Origin of the sequence: Flavobacterium sp. UBA6195, assembly GCF_002422095.1 — a bacterium.
Classification (GTDB): domain Bacteria; phylum Bacteroidota; class Bacteroidia; order Flavobacteriales; family Flavobacteriaceae; genus Flavobacterium.
Genome location: NZ_DITB01000111.1, coordinates 1 through 14,904, shown reverse-complemented (window position 1 = coordinate 14,904; position 14,904 = coordinate 1). Strand labels below are relative to the sequence as shown.

Genomic DNA, 14,904 nt, shown 5'->3' with positions numbered 1-14,904 from the left:
AACGATTCAACCTATATGGCAAAGTGGAAAGAAAGAGCAGTATTGCTATTTAAAGAAGAAGGTATTCAACGATTAGAAAACGCCAATGTTTTGGTGGTTGGATTAGGTGGAGTAGGGAGTTTTGCAGCCGAATTTTTAGCTCGAGCTGGTGTAGGAAAAATGACTATTGTAGATGGTGACGTAGTAGACATTACGAATATTAATCGTCAATTACCTGCTTTGCATAGTACGGTTGGACAACCCAAAGTAAAAATTGTTGGCGACCGATTGATGGATATTAATCCCGATTTAAAATTAACACGCATTGAAGAGTTTTTATCACCAGAGCGCGCTTTTGAATTGGTTACTCCTGAATTTGATTACGTTTTAGATTGTATCGATAGCTTAACACCAAAAATCAATTTGATAGTAGCTTGTAAACGCAAGAAAGTGAAAGTTATTAGTAATATGGGCGCAGGAGGTAAGTTTGAAGCTGAAAAAGTGCGTGTGAAAGACATCAGTAAAACCGATTATTGTCCGTTAGCGAAACAGGTGAGAAAACGTTTAAAATTAGAAGGAATTTCGAGTGGTGTAAAAGTAGTTTACTCCTTTGAAAGACCCGATTATGATAGCGTAAAAATGACAGACGGATCTAACTTTAAAAAGTCGTTTTATGGTACGAATAGCTGGATGCCCGCTTTGTTTGGTTTGCATGCTGCTGAAACAGTGGTAAAATATTTGATAGGAAAGAATAAATAAAACAAAACCCGATGAAAATCGGGTTTTATTTTTCAGTTTGTTTAGTTGATGTATTCGTCTCAGTTGTGTTTTCTAGGTTATCCTGAGTTGTTTCCGTTTTTGGTTTAGGTGTGAATGTTTTTTTCTTCACCGGTAAATATAATTCTGTAATCCATTTAGAAGGTTTACGTTCTTTAGGTAAACTTGTTTTGTATACTTCAATAAATTTTCCGTTAGTATCTTCGTTTAATTTGTTTTTTCGGGCATAATTTTTAGCTTTATTCCAAGCCTCTTTACGATGCGAATAATCACCAGTTAAAGTAGTTTTTACTGCTAAAAATTCATCGAAATGACCGCCAGAAATTTCACTTCCAGGTGTAGTAAGAATTTCTTCTTCAACGGGAACGCACATAGCAAAAATGATTTCTTTGTTATTGGGTTTGACACTTTCATATGTAATAAAAGGCAATCCTAAAATTTCGATATCATTTTTTTCTACAAAATATAACATGTTTTGCAACATTGCTTTAGACACTTTTTGAAAATCGGCTGCATTACAAGTATCAATTTGTTGGATATAGTTGGTCATGTGTTTTGTAACCAATCCATTAATTTTGATATTGTACGTTTTTAATTCTTTGACTAAGTAAGTATCTATATTTTCTAAACCTTCTTCTAACTTATTTCCAATTACATAATCCACACCACCTTTAAGAACACATAGTAGTTTTAGATTAAAATTTAATTTACCATTTAATTCCCAAGTAATCAAAACACCATTATTGGTTTTTTGAAATTGCATTAGGGATTCATTTTTGATTTCAGAAATAAATATGTTTTGTGTTAAACTATCGTTTGGAGTGATTTTTATATTTTTAAAATTCGCTTCATCTGATTTCCATGGAGACCAATCTTGATAGGAAGAGGAATCAGTTACAAAATTGAAAACTATATCTTTTTCAATTTTAATTTCTTTTGAACGTACAATTTTGTATTCCCCTTTTTGAGTTACCACAAAAACAAGGAAGGCAACGCATAAAAGGAGTAAAAGAAGTAATATGTATTTTAAAATTCTCATTGTAGCGCATTGCGTTTTATCAAAAGTAAGAAAATTAATCTTTCATCAAAACTTTTATTAAAAATAGTAATCCAATAAAGACTAAAAAGCCTAAAAATACCCAGTATGTTCCTTTGTAGAAGGGTTTCATTTGTTTTAAATCTTTTCGATACACAATAATCATTGTAGTTACAAAGACAATAACAAAGAAAATCGCAAAATAGATTTGGCCTGTTGAAAACATATTGAAAATTTTCACAAAAGTAATAATTTAATGGTATCAAATTTTCTAAATTTAGTGAAATTTATATGATAAGATATGCAAAAACAATTAAATGCAGTAAAGTTATTTCACGAAACCTATGGTTTAGGGGTGAGTGAAGAAATGAAAGCCGATTTAGGTGCTTTAAAAAACGAACTTCGTTTTAACCTGATGAAAGAAGAAAACGAAGAATATTTAGAAGCGGTTCAAAATAATGATATCGTTGAAATTGCAGATGCTTTAGGAGATATGCTGTATATTTTATGTGGTACGATTTTAGAGCATGGGTTGCAACATAAAATAGAAGCAGTCTTTGATGAAATTCAACGTTCCAATATGAGTAAATTAGGTGAAGATGGAAAACCTATTTACCGAGAGGATGGAAAAGTTATGAAAGGTCCAAATTACTTCAAGCCTAATTTTGAAGAGATTTTAAAATAAAAAAAAAGTTGCCTGAGGTTCTCGTAGGCAACTTTTTTACAATGGTTATTTTCTTAAATCTTAACCGTCCACCCAAAAGTGTCTTCGGCTAATTTATATTGAATGTTAGTTAGTTTTTCTTTAATTTCAAGTGCCATAGAATTTTCTAATTTAGGCAACTCATAATACTGGTCTTGGAAAGAAAATCCAACAATTGGATTGATTACGGCAGCTGTTCCAGCACCAAAAATTTCTTTTAATGAGCCGTTTTTAGCAGCTTCAACAATTTCGGCTACTAAAACGGAACGAACTTCTACGTTGATGTTTTCTCTTTTCGCTAATTCGATAACACTTTTACGAGTAACACCATCTAATATTCTTTCGCTTGTTGGAGCAGTATATAAAGTATCATTAATTCTAAAGAATACGTTCATTGTTCCTGCTTCTTCTAACTTAGTATGTGTAGCATCGTCAGTCCAAATAATTTGTTGGAAACCTTGTTCGTTGGCTAATTTTGTTGGGTAAAATTGTGCAGAATAGTTTCCTGCAGCTTTTGCGGCACCAATACCTCCGTTTGCGGCTCTACTGTAATGTTCAGCAATGATTACTTTTACTTCACCAGAATAATAAGAACGCGCTGGAGATAAAATAATCATGAAACGATATTGTTGAGATGGCGCTGCAATTACACCATGTCCGGTAGCAATCATAAAAGGACGAATATACAAGCTGTTTCCTTTTCCTTTTTTAACCCAATCTTTTTCGATTTCTAATAATCGGTGTAAACCTCCTAAAAATACATCTTCAGGAACTTCAGGCATTGCCATACGGGTTGCACTTTTATTAAAACGGTGAAAGTTTTCATCAGGTCTAAATAACCAAACATCATCTTGTTGATCTTTGTATGCTTTCATTCCTTCAAAAATAGCTTGTCCGTAGTGGAATACTTTTGCTGAAGGGTCCATCATAAAAGGGGCATAAGGTTCTATAACAGGTTTTTGCCATGCTCCATTAACATAATCGCATACTAACATGTGGTCTGTAAAAACATTACCAAAAGTTAGGTTTTCAAAATCTACTTCGTTGATTTTTGAATGAGGAGCCGAAATAATTTCAATTTCGTTTAAAGTTTTTAATTCCATTAGGGTCAAACTGTTATAAAATTAGTTTTGTATTATCAACAAAAAAAATGTTGATTTTTAGATATTGGTTGCAAATTTACTAAAAAAAAGAAGTTTTATTTTTACTTATTGAAAAATAATTATCAACAACAAAGAATGATTTCTTTTTGATAAATCATATTAACCTTAGTTAAACGAAACTTTTTTTGAAGTTCCGAAAATAGAAAAAATATCGTTATTTTTGTTGAAAATATTCACAAATAATATGAAAAATATAGTTACACTTTCACTTTTAACATTAGCGTTTGTTAGTTGTGAAAAAAAGCAAGAAGCTAAGCCAGAAGAAGTAAAAATTGCTTATGCTGTTTTTGGCGATTCTATTTCAACAGATGGTGCAATAACAAGTGCCGAGATGATGGATAAATTTAAAACTTTAAAAGAAGGTGATACTTTAGAAGTTAAATTTAAATCGGGTATCAACGAAGTTTGTCAGAAGAAAGGATGTTGGATGACATTAGATTTAGCGGATGACAAAGAAGCTTTTGTTAAATTTAAAGATTATGGTTTCTTCGTTCCAAAGAATGCACAAGACAAAGAAGTGATTGTAAATGGAAAAGCATTTGTAAGTATTGAAAGTGTTGATGTTTTAAAACATTATGCTAAAGACGCTGGAAAATCGCAAGCTGCAATTGACAGTATTGTAGCGCCAAAAGTGACGTATTCATTTATGGCTGATGGTGTTTTAATTGCTAAGTAATGAAAAAGTTATTTCTACTTTGCTTATTTGCTCTTTTATCTTTTTCATGTGATAAAAAAGCGGATGAAAAAGCAACGGATAAAGAAGCTTGTGAAACCGATTCAAAAGTTAATAATGATGGATTTGAAATGTACGAAATGTCAGAAATGGCAGCTTTGATGGAGCAAATGTATGTGGATAATCAGCGTTTAAAAGAGCGTATTATAAAAGGAGATACCATTGGTAAATTTCCACAACATTTTATTAAAATTCACAAAGCAGTGATGACCGATGAAACGGATAAAGATGCTTTTTTTGAGGAACAAGCAGCTAAATTTATCAAAGCTCAGGAATTGATTTATGAAGATCCGAAAAACGCCAAGGAACATTTTAATAACGGAATTGATGCTTGTATTCAATGCCATGAAGTAAAATGCGGTGGACCGATACCAAAAATTAAGAAGCTATATATTGAGTAATTGCTCCTAAAATAAAAAAGGTTTAAGAACTAGATTACGAATTCTTAAACCTTTTCTTTTTTGAATTTACTATGAAAAGAGAAATTATTATTACTGATGACGGTTCCACTACCATACGAATTCCAGATTGGAATGAGAACTATCATTCTACTCACGGGGCTATTCAGGAAGCGAAACATGTGTTTATTAAAAATGGATTGGATTTATTACAAAATCAAAAATCAATATCGCTATTAGAAATTGGTTTTGGTACAGGTTTGAATGCTTTTATTACTTTTTTGGAAACTTTAGATAAAGAGAAAGTCAATTATGTTGGAGTTGAAGCGTACCCAATTTCTAGTGAAGAAATTGCTCAAATGAATTATGTTACCGAATTAAAAGCTACTCAATATCAAGTTGTTTTTGATAAGATGCATTCTTGTGATTGGGAAAGCCAACAACACATTACTGAAAAATTTATTCTTACCAAGCGAAAACAATTTTTTCAAGATATTAACGATAAAGAGCAATATGATTTAATTTACTTTGATGCTTTCGGATTTCCATTGCAGCCAGAATTGTGGAGTGAAGTTATTTTTAAAAAAATGTTTGATGCACTTTTACCTAATGGGGTTTTAGTGACATATGCTTGTCGTTCTTCAATAAAGAATGCTATGCTAAGTGTTGGGTTTTCAATTGAAAAGCTACCAGGAGCTCCAGGGAAACGTGAGATGTTACGAGCGATAAAACGCATATAGTTTTTCTTGTTAATTAAGAATTTAATAAAAATTTAGCATTTTTTTAGTAAATAAATTATTTTTCAAACAGTTTTTTTTATTTATCTTTACAACATGTTCTTATCCCTAGTCTAACCAATTAAGTTAATAATTTATGTCTAGATCAATGTTTTCTTACACGAAATCGATTTTAGAGCGTGTGAGTTTTGATGCAAAATTATTTTGTAAAGAATTAGAAAAAGCTGTACAAGTATTACTTCCTTACGAGATAGATCAGTTAAGAGAATGGCTGTTACAGTTTACAAAAGAAAAGCCAGAATTAAGACAATGTTTAATTTATATTAATTAAAAAAAATCCCGAAAGTTCTTTCGGGATTTTTATTTTTATTTCGATTTTGGGCTTATGATTTCCACGTCACTAAAAGCAATTGCTCCTCTAACAACGCCTGAAATTGTATCTCGTAGTGCGTTGATAATATGAATTTTTAATTCGTTTTTTGGATAAATTAAACTTACTTCTCTTGCGGGTTTAGGATCTTTAAATGGTTTAAGTTTTGATTTGCTTTTTTCATTTAAATCTAGCGTATGTAAATAAGGTAGTAATGTAGTTCCTAAACCTTCATCTGCTAATTTAATAAGTGTTTCAAAGCTCCCGCTTTCAAGTTGGAAGTAGCCATCGGAAATAAATTTATTGTTTTTGCATAAATTTAAAATTCCATTTCTAAAGCAATGTCCATCTTGAAGCAATAAAATTTTATCTAAGTCTAAATCTGATATTTCAATTTCTTTCTTGTTGATTGTTGGATGATTAGAAGGTACATAAGCTACAAAAGGTTCATAATACAGCACAATTTCTTTTAAATTTTCTTCTTCGAGTGGTGTTGCAGCAATAGCGCAATCAAGATGACCGTTTTTTAATTTTTTAATAATTTCTTCTGTAGTTTGTTCTTCTATAATCAAATTTACTTTAGGATATTTTTTTATAAAATTATTTAAAAACATCGGAAGAAGTGTTGGCATAATGGTAGGAATTATCCCTACTTTAAATTCACCACCTATATATCCTTTTTGTTGATCTACGATATCTTTAATACGACCTGCCTCGTTAACAATATTTTTTGCTTGGTTTACGATTTTTTCACCAACTTCAGTAAGTAAAATAGGCTTTTTACTTCGGTCAAAAATTAAGATATCCAATTCATCTTCTAATTTTTGAATTTGCATACTCAAAGTGGGTTGCGTAACAAAACATTTTTCTGCAGCTAATGTGAAGTTTTTGTGTTCGGCAACTGCTAATACGTAGTAAAGTTGTGTAATTGTCATTATTGATAAATTTGATACAAATATAAAAACTATCAATTTAACTTATGAAAAAAAAGACTTAAAATTTTGTAAATTTGGTAAAATAAAATTTAAAATATGAAAATTAACAGTTTAGGATTACCCGTAACAGAATCTGAAGCATTAGTAAAAGATTTAAATGGCTTGTTATCTAATTTTCAAATTTATTATCAAAATTTAAGAGGATTGCATTGGAATATTCGAGGAAAGCGTTTTTTTGATTTGCATTTAAAATTTGAAGAGCTGTATAACGATAGTCAAATAAAAATTGATTTAATAGCTGAACGTGTTCTAACATTAGGTGGTGTTCCATTGCATACTTTTTCAGATTACATAGCTAATAGTAAGTTAAGGGTAGGTAAAGATATTTCTAATGATGAAGAAGCGATTCAATTAATATTAGAATCTATTAGTGTTCTTTTGCAATTAGAAAGACAAATTTTGATAAAAGCCGCTGAAATAAGTGATGAAGGAACCAATTCGATGATGAGTGATTTTATTGCAGAACAAGAAAAAACCAATTGGATGTTGAAAGCTTGGTTAAACGAAGAAATTTAATAAAAAAAGCACCTTTTAAAGGTGTTTTTTTTTATGATAAATTTTGATGAGTTTTCGGTTTGAAATAGTATATTCGCAAAATGAAATCATTGGTAAATGTATTTTTATTCATTTTTATAGCCTTTTTATCAACGCCAACTTTAGTTGGTTTAATAGATAAAAAGGCTGATACGTCTTGTTTTTATACAATGTGTGAAGAAGAAGAAAATCATATTCCTTTCAATGAAATTAAATCGGTACCTCTATTTAGTTATGCTCCTATCAGTTTTGTTCAATCTGATGTAATTGAATTAAATGTATTAGTAGAGCATGATTTGAGTTTTACTAATTTGGCGCATCAAATTTTTTCTCCACCTCCTAATATTTTATAATACTTTTTTTCATCGCACTTTTCATTTTGTTTGAGTGTAGTAATAACGTATTATAAAATTTTTTCATGAATAAACATTCTATTTTTTCCAATGTAAGAGGAGATCTTGCATCTGGTTTGGTTGTGTTTTTAGTAGCTTTACCCTTATGTTTGGGTATAGCTTTAGCGTCTGGAGCTCCTTTATTTTCAGGAATAGTTTCAGGTGTAATAGGTGGTGTAGTAGTAGGTATTTTAAGTAATTCGTCATTAAGTGTTACTGGTCCAGCTGCTGGATTAACGGCAATCGTATTGACTGCTATTACAGAATTAGGTGGGTTTGATATTTTTTTAGTAGCTGTTTTATTAGCTGGATTAATTCAGATTGCTTTGGGTTTTTTGAAAGCCGGTAGTTTTTCTAATTATTTTCCTACTAGTGTAATAGAAGGCATGTTAGCAGCTATAGGTATTATTATTATTTTAAAGCAAATTCCACATGCTTTTGGTCATGATATTGATAATGAAGGCGATTTTTTCTATCTAGAGAAATCAGGTCATTCTACATTTGACACGTTAATAGAATCCATAAATTATATTCACACAGGAGCTTTAATAATAGCATTATTGTCGATAGCAATATTGATTTTTTGGGAAAAAACTCCTGCTTTGCAAAAAATAAAAGTGATACCAGGAGCTTTAGTTGTAGTAGTAGTTAGTATTTTGTTGAATGAGTTTTTCATACAATCGGGTTCTAATCTAGCTATTGTGACTCAAAATCATTTAGTGAGTTTGCCTTCTTTTGGTGAAATTCAAAACGGTTTCGCCTTACCAAATTTTACTGAATTGACTAACGAAAAAGTTTGGATTGTTGCTGTAACTATTGCTGTAGTAGCTTCTATTGAAACTTTGTTGTGTATTGAAGCTACTGATAAACTAGATCCTTTTAAACGATTTACAGATACTAATAGAGAATTAAAAGCTCAAGGTATAGGTAATATTTTGAGTGGTTTATTAGGTGGATTACCGATGACTTCAGTTGTTGTTCGTTCATCTGCAAATATAAATTCTGGAGGGCGAACTAAATTAGCAACGATCTTTCATGGAGTGTTGTTATTTACGTTTGCACTTTCAATTCCATTTATTTTGAATAAGATTCCTTTAGCAGCATTGGCTGCAGTTTTATTGATGGTGGGGTATAAATTGGCAAAGCCTAGTGTGTTTGTTCATTTGTGGAAAAATGGTTATTCTCAGTTTATTCCTTTTATTATTACGGTAATAGCTGTTGTGCGTATTGATTTATTAAAAGGTGTAGGAATAGGTTTAGCAGTGAGCATCATCTTTATTTTATATCAAAATCTAAAGATTGCTTATTCGTTTAAGAAAGAATCTTTTCATGATGGTGATGTTATTACTATTAAATTAGCGCAAGAAGTGTCATTTTTAAATAAGGCAGCGATAAAAACCACATTAGGTCAAATTCCTTATGGTTCTAAATTAGTTATTGATGCATCTCATACAAAATATATTGATTTTGATGTAGTTGAATTGATCAAAGATTTTAGAAATGTAACAGTAAAGGATAAAGATATTACTTTAACTTTAATAGGATTTAAAGAGCAATATAATTTAGATATTACGGAGTTTCAACACGTAAAAATAAAAGATTCAAAAGAAGATAAAGAATAATATGAAAGCACATAATAAAGAAACACAAGCGCAGATGACGCCTCGTAAAGCATTACAATTTTTACAAGAAGGTAATAATCGTTTTATAAATAATTTGAAAGCTAATCGCAATTTATTAGAACAGGTTAATGAAACTAGAGATGGACAATGGCCTTTTGCAACCATTTTAAGTTGTATTGATAGTAGAACTTCAGCGGAGTTAATTTTTGACCAAGGGTTAGGAGATGTTTTTTCGGTAAGAATTGCAGGAAATATTGTTAATACTGATATTTTAGGGAGTATGGAATTCGCATGTAAAGTAGCTGGCTCCAAATTGATTGTTGTTTTAGGACATTCTAAATGTGGTGCTGTAAAAGGTGCTTGCGACCATGTAGAAATGGGTAATTTAACGGAATTATTATCTAAAATTCAACCAGCAGTTTACGAAGAAAAAGTAACTACTTCTGAAAGAAGTTCAAAGAATAGTGAGTTTGTTGAGAACGTGGCAGAAATCAATGTAAAAAGAAGTGTAAAAAATATCATTGAAAGAAGCTTTGTTTTGGAGCAAATGTTAGAAAATGGACAAATTGGAATTGTTGGAGCCATGCATGATATTGAAACAGGTGTTGTAACTTTTTACGATGATGTATTATATATTAAGGATGATATGAACCCTGAATTTACAGTAGCAGCATTGAGACACTAATTTGAAATCAAAATTTAAATGCTATCTATTTTCTATATTATTTAGAAATGATAGCTTTTTATTTTATATTTATACACTATTTATATGATAATGAGTGATTTTTATAAAAAGATATTGGATAATAATAAAAAATGGGTAGAAAGTAAACTAGCTCTAGACTCTAATTATTTCAAAAATTTAGCTGATGGTCAAAATCCACCATTATTGTGGATAGGTTGTTCTGATAGTCGCGTGCCAGCTAATGAGATTATTGGGGCAGAACCAGGCGAAGTTTTTGTTCACCGAAATATTGCCAATATGGTGGTACATTCTGATATGAATATGTTGAGTGTTTTGGATTATGCTGTAAATGCATTGAAAGTAAAACATGTAATTGTTTGTGGACATTATGGTTGTGGAGGAGTAAAAGCAGCGATGGGAAATAGTTCAATAGGAATCATCGACAATTGGATTCGTCATATTAAAGATGTCTATCGTTTTCACCAAAATGAGTTGGATGCCATTACAAATGAAAAGGAACGCTTTAATAAATTTGTTGAAATCAACGTAAAAGAACAAGTTATGGATTTAGCTAAAACATCCATTGTTCAAACCGCTTGGAAAAATGGACAAGAATTATCCTTACACGGTTGGGTTTATGGACTTAACGATGGTTATGTTACCGATTTAGGTGTAAATTTTAATTGTGATAAAGATTTAGATGATGTGTATCAGTTGAAGTTTTAATCCTCTAAATTTTCATTAAAAGCCGATGGCAATAACTGTGGAATAAATTTTATTAAAATAGGCAATAACAAGCCACCACCAGGAAGTAAAAAGATAGTCAACGATGGAACTGTTTTACAGATATCGAGCAACTGTTTTTTTACTTTCTTTTTTTCATCTTTGCTTAAATCTTTTGTGGTAGATTTGGCTAAAAGCTGCATCAATTCACCACTTTCCTTGATTTCTTTGGTTAATCGATCTTTGTTGCGAATGATAAGTTTGGTTACATTTTTATTGGCTTGGTCGTAAAAATGTTTTATTGGATTCGAATAATTAAAAAACGGAATTTCCGCCCTGTATTTTTCGATAAAATCATTTATTTCTTTTGTGCTTTTTTCAAGTAAACTAGCTTTTAATTCTAATTCCGAACTCAAAAGTTGTAAGAAATGCTCTTCATTAGGTTCCAATTTTTCATCACTCCAAAGTGCCATTTGTGCAATGTCTAATAAATATAAACGTTCTAATAAAGAAGTGTGTCGCATCAATTTTATTTCCGATAATTCAATGTTTTCAATAGTATTGAATTTGGTATAACGAATTGAATTTTCAAACAATTTCACCAATAATTCATCGTATTTTGATTTTCGCTCTTTAATTTTTAAAGCCAATGAAACAATTTTGATACAATCCGATTCTACATTTTTCAGATAATCTGACGGTAACGTTTCATTTTTTAAAAAATGTTCGAATGCCAAAACATCAATAAATAAAAGCGCATTGGTAATGATGTGCGAGAAATTCTTGCTAATCGTATTATTATTCGTTTGGATTCGGTCATCTATAATTTTTTCTAAGCGTGAACTGTGTGTCCCTTCTGGAAGTAATTTTTTGATGAAATTCAGGTTTTCAGGTTGAATGATTTTGTAAAATTGGTAAACCGAATTGATGAAATCCTCTTTCGTTCCGTTTGATTTTTCGATACGATATAACGAAAAAAGCGTATTCAAAAAACCAACTTTCGTCACTTCATCATACGACCATTTTGAGGTATTGATTTGGTTTTGAAGTTGGTAGCGTACCACATAACCATAAATAAAACCTGTAGTTCTACAATCTTCATAAAATGACAAAGTATTGCCTTGAAAATCAATGAAATTGTCATTGTTTTCAGCAAAGAATTTGTCAATCCAACCGTTTGCAGATGGGTTTATCATTTATAGTTTCTCTTTTAAATATTTTCCTGTAACTGAGTTTTTATTTTTAGCTACTTCTTCTGGCGTTCCGAACGCTACTAATTTTCCACCATTTTCACCACCTTCTGGACCAATATCTAAAATGTAATCAGCACATTTGATTAAATCTAAATTGTGTTCGATAACGATTATTGAATGTCCTTTTTCCAATAACGCATCAAACGAAGCTAATAATTTTTTGATATCGTGAAAATGCAAACCCGTTGTAGGTTCGTCAAAAACAAATAATGCTTTGTCTTTAATTGTACCTTTTACTAAGAACGAAGCCAATTTAATACGTTGCGCCTCGCCACCAGAAAGGGTAGAAGAGGATTGTCCTAATTGCACATAACCCAAACCAACGTCTTGTAAAGGTTGTAATTTCTGGGTGATTTTAGTTTGTTTTTGTTCGGTAAAGAAATTCAACGCTTCATCAATGGTCATTTTTAAAATATCATCAATGTTTTTGTTTTCGAAAGTAACTTCTAACACTTCTTTTTTGAAACGTTTTCCGTTACAAGCTTCACATTCCAAATGAACATCCGCCATAAATTGCATTTCGATGGTTACTTCGCCATCGCCTTTACACACTTCACATCTTCCGCCATCAACGTTGAAAGAGAAATGTTTGGCTTGATAATTTCGAAGTTTAGAAACGTTTTGTTTCGCAAATAAATCTCGAATATCATCGTAAGCTTTAATATAAGTAACTGGATTCGAACGCGAACTTCTTCCAATCGGATTTTGGTCTACGTATTCTATATGTTTGATATGAGAGAAACTTCCTTGTAATTCAGTAAATTGACCTGCTTTTTCACCAACACCTTCTAATTTCTTTTGAATGGCTGGAAACAGAATCTTTTTAACTAATGTACTTTTTCCACTTCCTGAAACACCTGTAATCACTGTTAAACATTCTAATGGGAAAGTAAAATTTTCATTCTTCAAGTTATTTTCTCTCGCGCCAATAACTTCGATGTGATTTTTGAATTTTCTTCTGGTTTTTGGAACCGAAATTTCTTCTTTTCCATTCAGATATTTAGCGGTTAATGAATCGGCTTTAAGGATTTCATCATACGTTCCTTGAGCGACTAATTCACCGCCATGAGTTCCTGCTTCTGGACCAATATCGATAATCATATCGGCAGCTTTCATGATGTCTTCGTCGTGTTCTACTACAATTACGGTATTGCCTAAATCACGTAAATCTTTCAATACTTCGATTAATCTTTCGGTGTCTTTTGGATGTAATCCGATGCTTGGTTCGTCTAAAATGTACATCGAACCGACCAAACTACTTCCTAACGAAGTGGCTAAGTTAATTCGTTGCGATTCACCACCAGAAAGCGAATTAGAGTTGCGATTTAAAGTCAAATAACTTAATCCAACGTTGAATAAAAAGTCTAGACGATTGTTGATTTCGATTAATAAACGTTTGGCAACTTTAGCATCGTATTCGTTTAATTCTAATTTTTTGAAGAATTCGATTAAGTTTATAATTGGTAAATCTACTAAATCGGAAATCGTTTTTCCGCCAACTTTGATGAAATTGGCTTCATATCGTAAACGTTTTCCTTTACAAGTAGTACATTTTGTTTTTCCGCGATATCTCGAAAGCAAAACACGGTTTTGAATTTTATAGTTTTTCTCTTCTAATTCGGCAAAGAAATCATGTAATCCAGTGAAATAGGAATTTCCATCCCAAATCAGTTGTTTTTGTTCGTCTGAAAGTTCGAAAAACGGTTTGTGAATTGGGAAATCGAATTTATAAGCATTGTTTACCAATTGGTCGCGATACCAACCCATACTCTCGCCACGCCAAGGGAAAACAGCATTTTCATAAATGGATAAAGCGGTATTGGGAATTACTAAATCCTCATCAATTCCGATAACACTTCCGTAGCCTTCACATGTTGGACAAGCTCCGTAAGGATTGTTGAAACTGAACAAGTGAATATTTGGTTCTAAAAACGTAATCCCATCCAATTCAAAATTAGAACTGAATTCTAAACGTTTTTTTGAATCAACTTCTTGCAAATAGCAAATACCTTTTCCTTCGTAAAAAGCGGTTTGCACGGCATCGGCTAATCGATTATAGAATTCTTCTTCGTCTTTAACGACAATTCGGTCAACAATAAGGAGAATGTCTTTGTTATCTAATTGGTGTTGGTCTATGGTATCCAAACGAACCATTTCGTTATCTACTAAAATACGTGCAAAACCTTGTTGTAACAGTACTTTTAGCTTGTCTTCTAATACTCTTCCTTCTTCTAAATGAATTGGAGCAAGCAGCAACCATTTACTATCAATTGGAAATGTTTTGATGTCATTAATCACATCAGAAACTGTATCTTTTTTGACTTCTTTACCAGAAATAGGTGAGTAAGTTTTTCCAATTCGGGCAAAAAGAAGCTTTAAATAATCATAAATTTCGGTAGAAGTTCCAACGGTGGAACGCGCGTTGCTGGTATTTACTTTTTGTTCAATAGCAATTGCGGGAGCAATTCCTTTGATGTATTCTACTTTAGGTTTGTCTAATCTTCCTAAAAACTGACGTGCATATGATGATAAACTTTCAACATATCTGCGTTGTCCTTCAGCATACAAGGTGTCAAAAGCCAAACTTGACTTACCAGAACCGGAAAGTCCAGTAATAACTACTAATTTATTTCTAGGTATAGCAACATCTAAATTTTTAAGGTTATGCAATTGCGCCCCTTTAATTAGAATGTTTTTTTTAGGTTCTAAGGTAGAAAAATCAGGTTGTGTCATTGTTGATTTTAAAATGATTTGCAAAGATAATTATTTATGAAAGTACAATTAACAAAATTTAAAAATTGATT

General features: G+C 31.5%; 16 protein-coding genes. 11 read left to right on the top strand and 5 right to left on the bottom strand.

The features are described from left to right. Positions 1–15 precede the first annotated feature (15 nt). Positions 16–738 carry a tRNA threonylcarbamoyladenosine dehydratase gene (locus tag B4I81_RS10050; RefSeq protein WP_291110254.1) on the top strand — a complete coding sequence of 241 codons (723 nt, stop codon included), beginning with the start codon at positions 16–18 and terminating at the stop codon, positions 736–738. Between the two features lie 25 nt (positions 739–763). Here the strand turns inward: B4I81_RS10050 and B4I81_RS10045 are convergent, their stop codons facing one another. Further along, positions 764–1,795 carry a hypothetical protein gene (locus tag B4I81_RS10045; protein ID WP_291110252.1) on the bottom strand — a complete coding sequence of 344 codons (1,032 nt, stop codon included), beginning with the start codon at positions 1,793–1,795 and terminating at the stop codon, positions 764–766. 298 nt (positions 1,796–2,093) lie between these two features. Here B4I81_RS10045 and B4I81_RS10035 point away from each other — a divergent pair, with 298 nt between their 5' ends. After that, positions 2,094–2,477 (top strand): nucleoside triphosphate pyrophosphohydrolase family protein, encoded by a 384-nt coding sequence (locus B4I81_RS10035; RefSeq protein ID WP_291110250.1) that lies wholly within the window; start codon positions 2,094–2,096, stop codon positions 2,475–2,477. 53 nt (positions 2,478–2,530) lie between these two features. Here the strand turns inward: B4I81_RS10035 and B4I81_RS10030 are convergent, their stop codons facing one another. Further along, positions 2,531–3,598 carry a branched-chain amino acid aminotransferase gene (locus B4I81_RS10030; RefSeq protein ID WP_291110248.1) on the bottom strand — a complete coding sequence of 356 codons (1,068 nt, stop codon included), beginning with the start codon at positions 3,596–3,598 and terminating at the stop codon, positions 2,531–2,533. A 244-nt stretch (positions 3,599–3,842) separates the two neighbouring features. Here B4I81_RS10030 and B4I81_RS10025 point away from each other — a divergent pair, with 244 nt between their 5' ends. The 4 genes from B4I81_RS10025 to B4I81_RS10010 all read left to right on the top strand — a co-directional run bounded on the left by B4I81_RS10025 (position 3,843) and on the right by B4I81_RS10010 (position 5,857). After that, positions 3,843–4,334, top strand: a complete 492-nt coding sequence (locus tag B4I81_RS10025) for a DUF4920 domain-containing protein (RefSeq protein ID WP_291110246.1) — start codon at positions 3,843–3,845, stop codon at positions 4,332–4,334. Next, complete coding sequence (locus B4I81_RS10020; RefSeq protein WP_291110244.1) at positions 4,334–4,792, top strand: hypothetical protein; 459 nt, start codon at positions 4,334–4,336, stop codon at positions 4,790–4,792. Before B4I81_RS10025 ends, B4I81_RS10020 begins: the two co-directional genes overlap by 1 nt. A 71-nt stretch (positions 4,793–4,863) precedes the next feature. Next, positions 4,864–5,529 (top strand): tRNA (5-methylaminomethyl-2-thiouridine)(34)-methyltransferase MnmD, encoded by a 666-nt coding sequence (mnmD, locus tag B4I81_RS10015; RefSeq protein ID WP_291110242.1) that lies wholly within the window; start codon positions 4,864–4,866, stop codon positions 5,527–5,529. A 133-nt stretch (positions 5,530–5,662) separates the two neighbouring features. Next, complete coding sequence (locus B4I81_RS10010; protein WP_291110240.1) at positions 5,663–5,857, top strand: hypothetical protein; 195 nt, start codon at positions 5,663–5,665, stop codon at positions 5,855–5,857. Positions 5,858–5,892: 35 nt separating this feature from the next. Here the strand turns inward: B4I81_RS10010 and B4I81_RS10005 are convergent, their stop codons facing one another. After that, on the bottom strand, positions 5,893–6,831 hold the full coding sequence (locus B4I81_RS10005) for a LysR substrate-binding domain-containing protein (RefSeq protein WP_291110238.1): 939 nt from the start codon (positions 6,829–6,831) through the stop codon (positions 5,893–5,895). Positions 6,832–6,927: 96 nt separating this feature from the next. On the opposite strand from B4I81_RS10005, the gene B4I81_RS10000 reads away from it, so the two are divergent. From B4I81_RS10000 to can, 5 genes are all read left to right on the top strand, one after another. Then, entirely contained in the window at positions 6,928–7,407 is a 480-nt protein-coding gene (locus tag B4I81_RS10000; protein ID WP_291110236.1) for a Dps family protein, read from the top strand. Positions 7,408–7,487: 80 nt separating this feature from the next. Further along, a complete protein-coding gene (locus B4I81_RS09995) occupies positions 7,488–7,778 on the top strand; it encodes a hypothetical protein (RefSeq protein ID WP_291110234.1) in 291 nt (96 codons plus the stop codon). A 65-nt stretch (positions 7,779–7,843) separates the two neighbouring features. Next, the gene (locus B4I81_RS09990) at positions 7,844–9,439 is read left to right on the top strand and encodes a SulP family inorganic anion transporter (RefSeq protein ID WP_291110232.1); all 1,596 of its coding nucleotides are present in this window, start codon (positions 7,844–7,846) and stop codon (positions 9,437–9,439) included. Position 9,440: 1 nt separating this feature from the next. Continuing rightward, positions 9,441–10,124 carry a carbonic anhydrase family protein gene (locus B4I81_RS09985; RefSeq protein ID WP_291110230.1) on the top strand — a complete coding sequence of 228 codons (684 nt, stop codon included), beginning with the start codon at positions 9,441–9,443 and terminating at the stop codon, positions 10,122–10,124. A 90-nt stretch (positions 10,125–10,214) separates the two neighbouring features. Continuing rightward, positions 10,215–10,850, top strand: a complete 636-nt coding sequence (gene can, locus B4I81_RS09980; protein WP_291110228.1) for a carbonate dehydratase — start codon at positions 10,215–10,217, stop codon at positions 10,848–10,850. On the opposite strand, the gene B4I81_RS09975 is transcribed toward can, so the two are convergent. After that, complete coding sequence (locus B4I81_RS09975; RefSeq protein WP_291110226.1) at positions 10,847–12,043, bottom strand: LETM1-related biofilm-associated protein; 1,197 nt, start codon at positions 12,041–12,043, stop codon at positions 10,847–10,849. The two genes, can and B4I81_RS09975, sit on opposite strands and share 4 nt — an antisense overlap. Then, positions 12,044–14,833 carry an excinuclease ABC subunit UvrA gene (gene uvrA, locus B4I81_RS09970; protein ID WP_291110272.1) on the bottom strand — a complete coding sequence of 930 codons (2,790 nt, stop codon included), beginning with the start codon at positions 14,831–14,833 and terminating at the stop codon, positions 12,044–12,046. Between the last annotated feature and the right edge of the window lie 71 nt (positions 14,834–14,904).

Coding starts and splice junctions, on each gene's coding strand:
- B4I81_RS10050 (WP_291110254.1), top strand. CDS start 16: ATGGCAAAGTGGAAAGAAAGAGCAGTATTGCTATTTAAAGAAGAAGGT.
- B4I81_RS10045 (WP_291110252.1), bottom strand. CDS start 1,795: ATGAGAATTTTAAAATACATATTACTTCTTTTACTCCTTTTATGCGTT.
- B4I81_RS10035 (WP_291110250.1), top strand. CDS start 2,094: ATGCAAAAACAATTAAATGCAGTAAAGTTATTTCACGAAACCTATGGT.
- B4I81_RS10030 (WP_291110248.1), bottom strand. CDS start 3,598: ATGGAATTAAAAACTTTAAACGAAATTGAAATTATTTCGGCTCCTCAT.
- B4I81_RS10025 (WP_291110246.1), top strand. CDS start 3,843: ATGAAAAATATAGTTACACTTTCACTTTTAACATTAGCGTTTGTTAGT.
- B4I81_RS10020 (WP_291110244.1), top strand. CDS start 4,334: ATGAAAAAGTTATTTCTACTTTGCTTATTTGCTCTTTTATCTTTTTCA.
- mnmD (WP_291110242.1), top strand. CDS start 4,864: ATGAAAAGAGAAATTATTATTACTGATGACGGTTCCACTACCATACGA.
- B4I81_RS10010 (WP_291110240.1), top strand. CDS start 5,663: ATGTCTAGATCAATGTTTTCTTACACGAAATCGATTTTAGAGCGTGTG.
- B4I81_RS10005 (WP_291110238.1), bottom strand. CDS start 6,831: ATGACAATTACACAACTTTACTACGTATTAGCAGTTGCCGAACACAAA.
- B4I81_RS10000 (WP_291110236.1), top strand. CDS start 6,928: ATGAAAATTAACAGTTTAGGATTACCCGTAACAGAATCTGAAGCATTA.
- B4I81_RS09995 (WP_291110234.1), top strand. CDS start 7,488: ATGAAATCATTGGTAAATGTATTTTTATTCATTTTTATAGCCTTTTTA.
- B4I81_RS09990 (WP_291110232.1), top strand. CDS start 7,844: ATGAATAAACATTCTATTTTTTCCAATGTAAGAGGAGATCTTGCATCT.
- B4I81_RS09985 (WP_291110230.1), top strand. CDS start 9,441: ATGAAAGCACATAATAAAGAAACACAAGCGCAGATGACGCCTCGTAAA.
- can (WP_291110228.1), top strand. CDS start 10,215: ATGAGTGATTTTTATAAAAAGATATTGGATAATAATAAAAAATGGGTA.
- B4I81_RS09975 (WP_291110226.1), bottom strand. CDS start 12,043: ATGATAAACCCATCTGCAAACGGTTGGATTGACAAATTCTTTGCTGAA.
- uvrA (WP_291110272.1), bottom strand. CDS start 14,833: ATGACACAACCTGATTTTTCTACCTTAGAACCTAAAAAAAACATTCTA.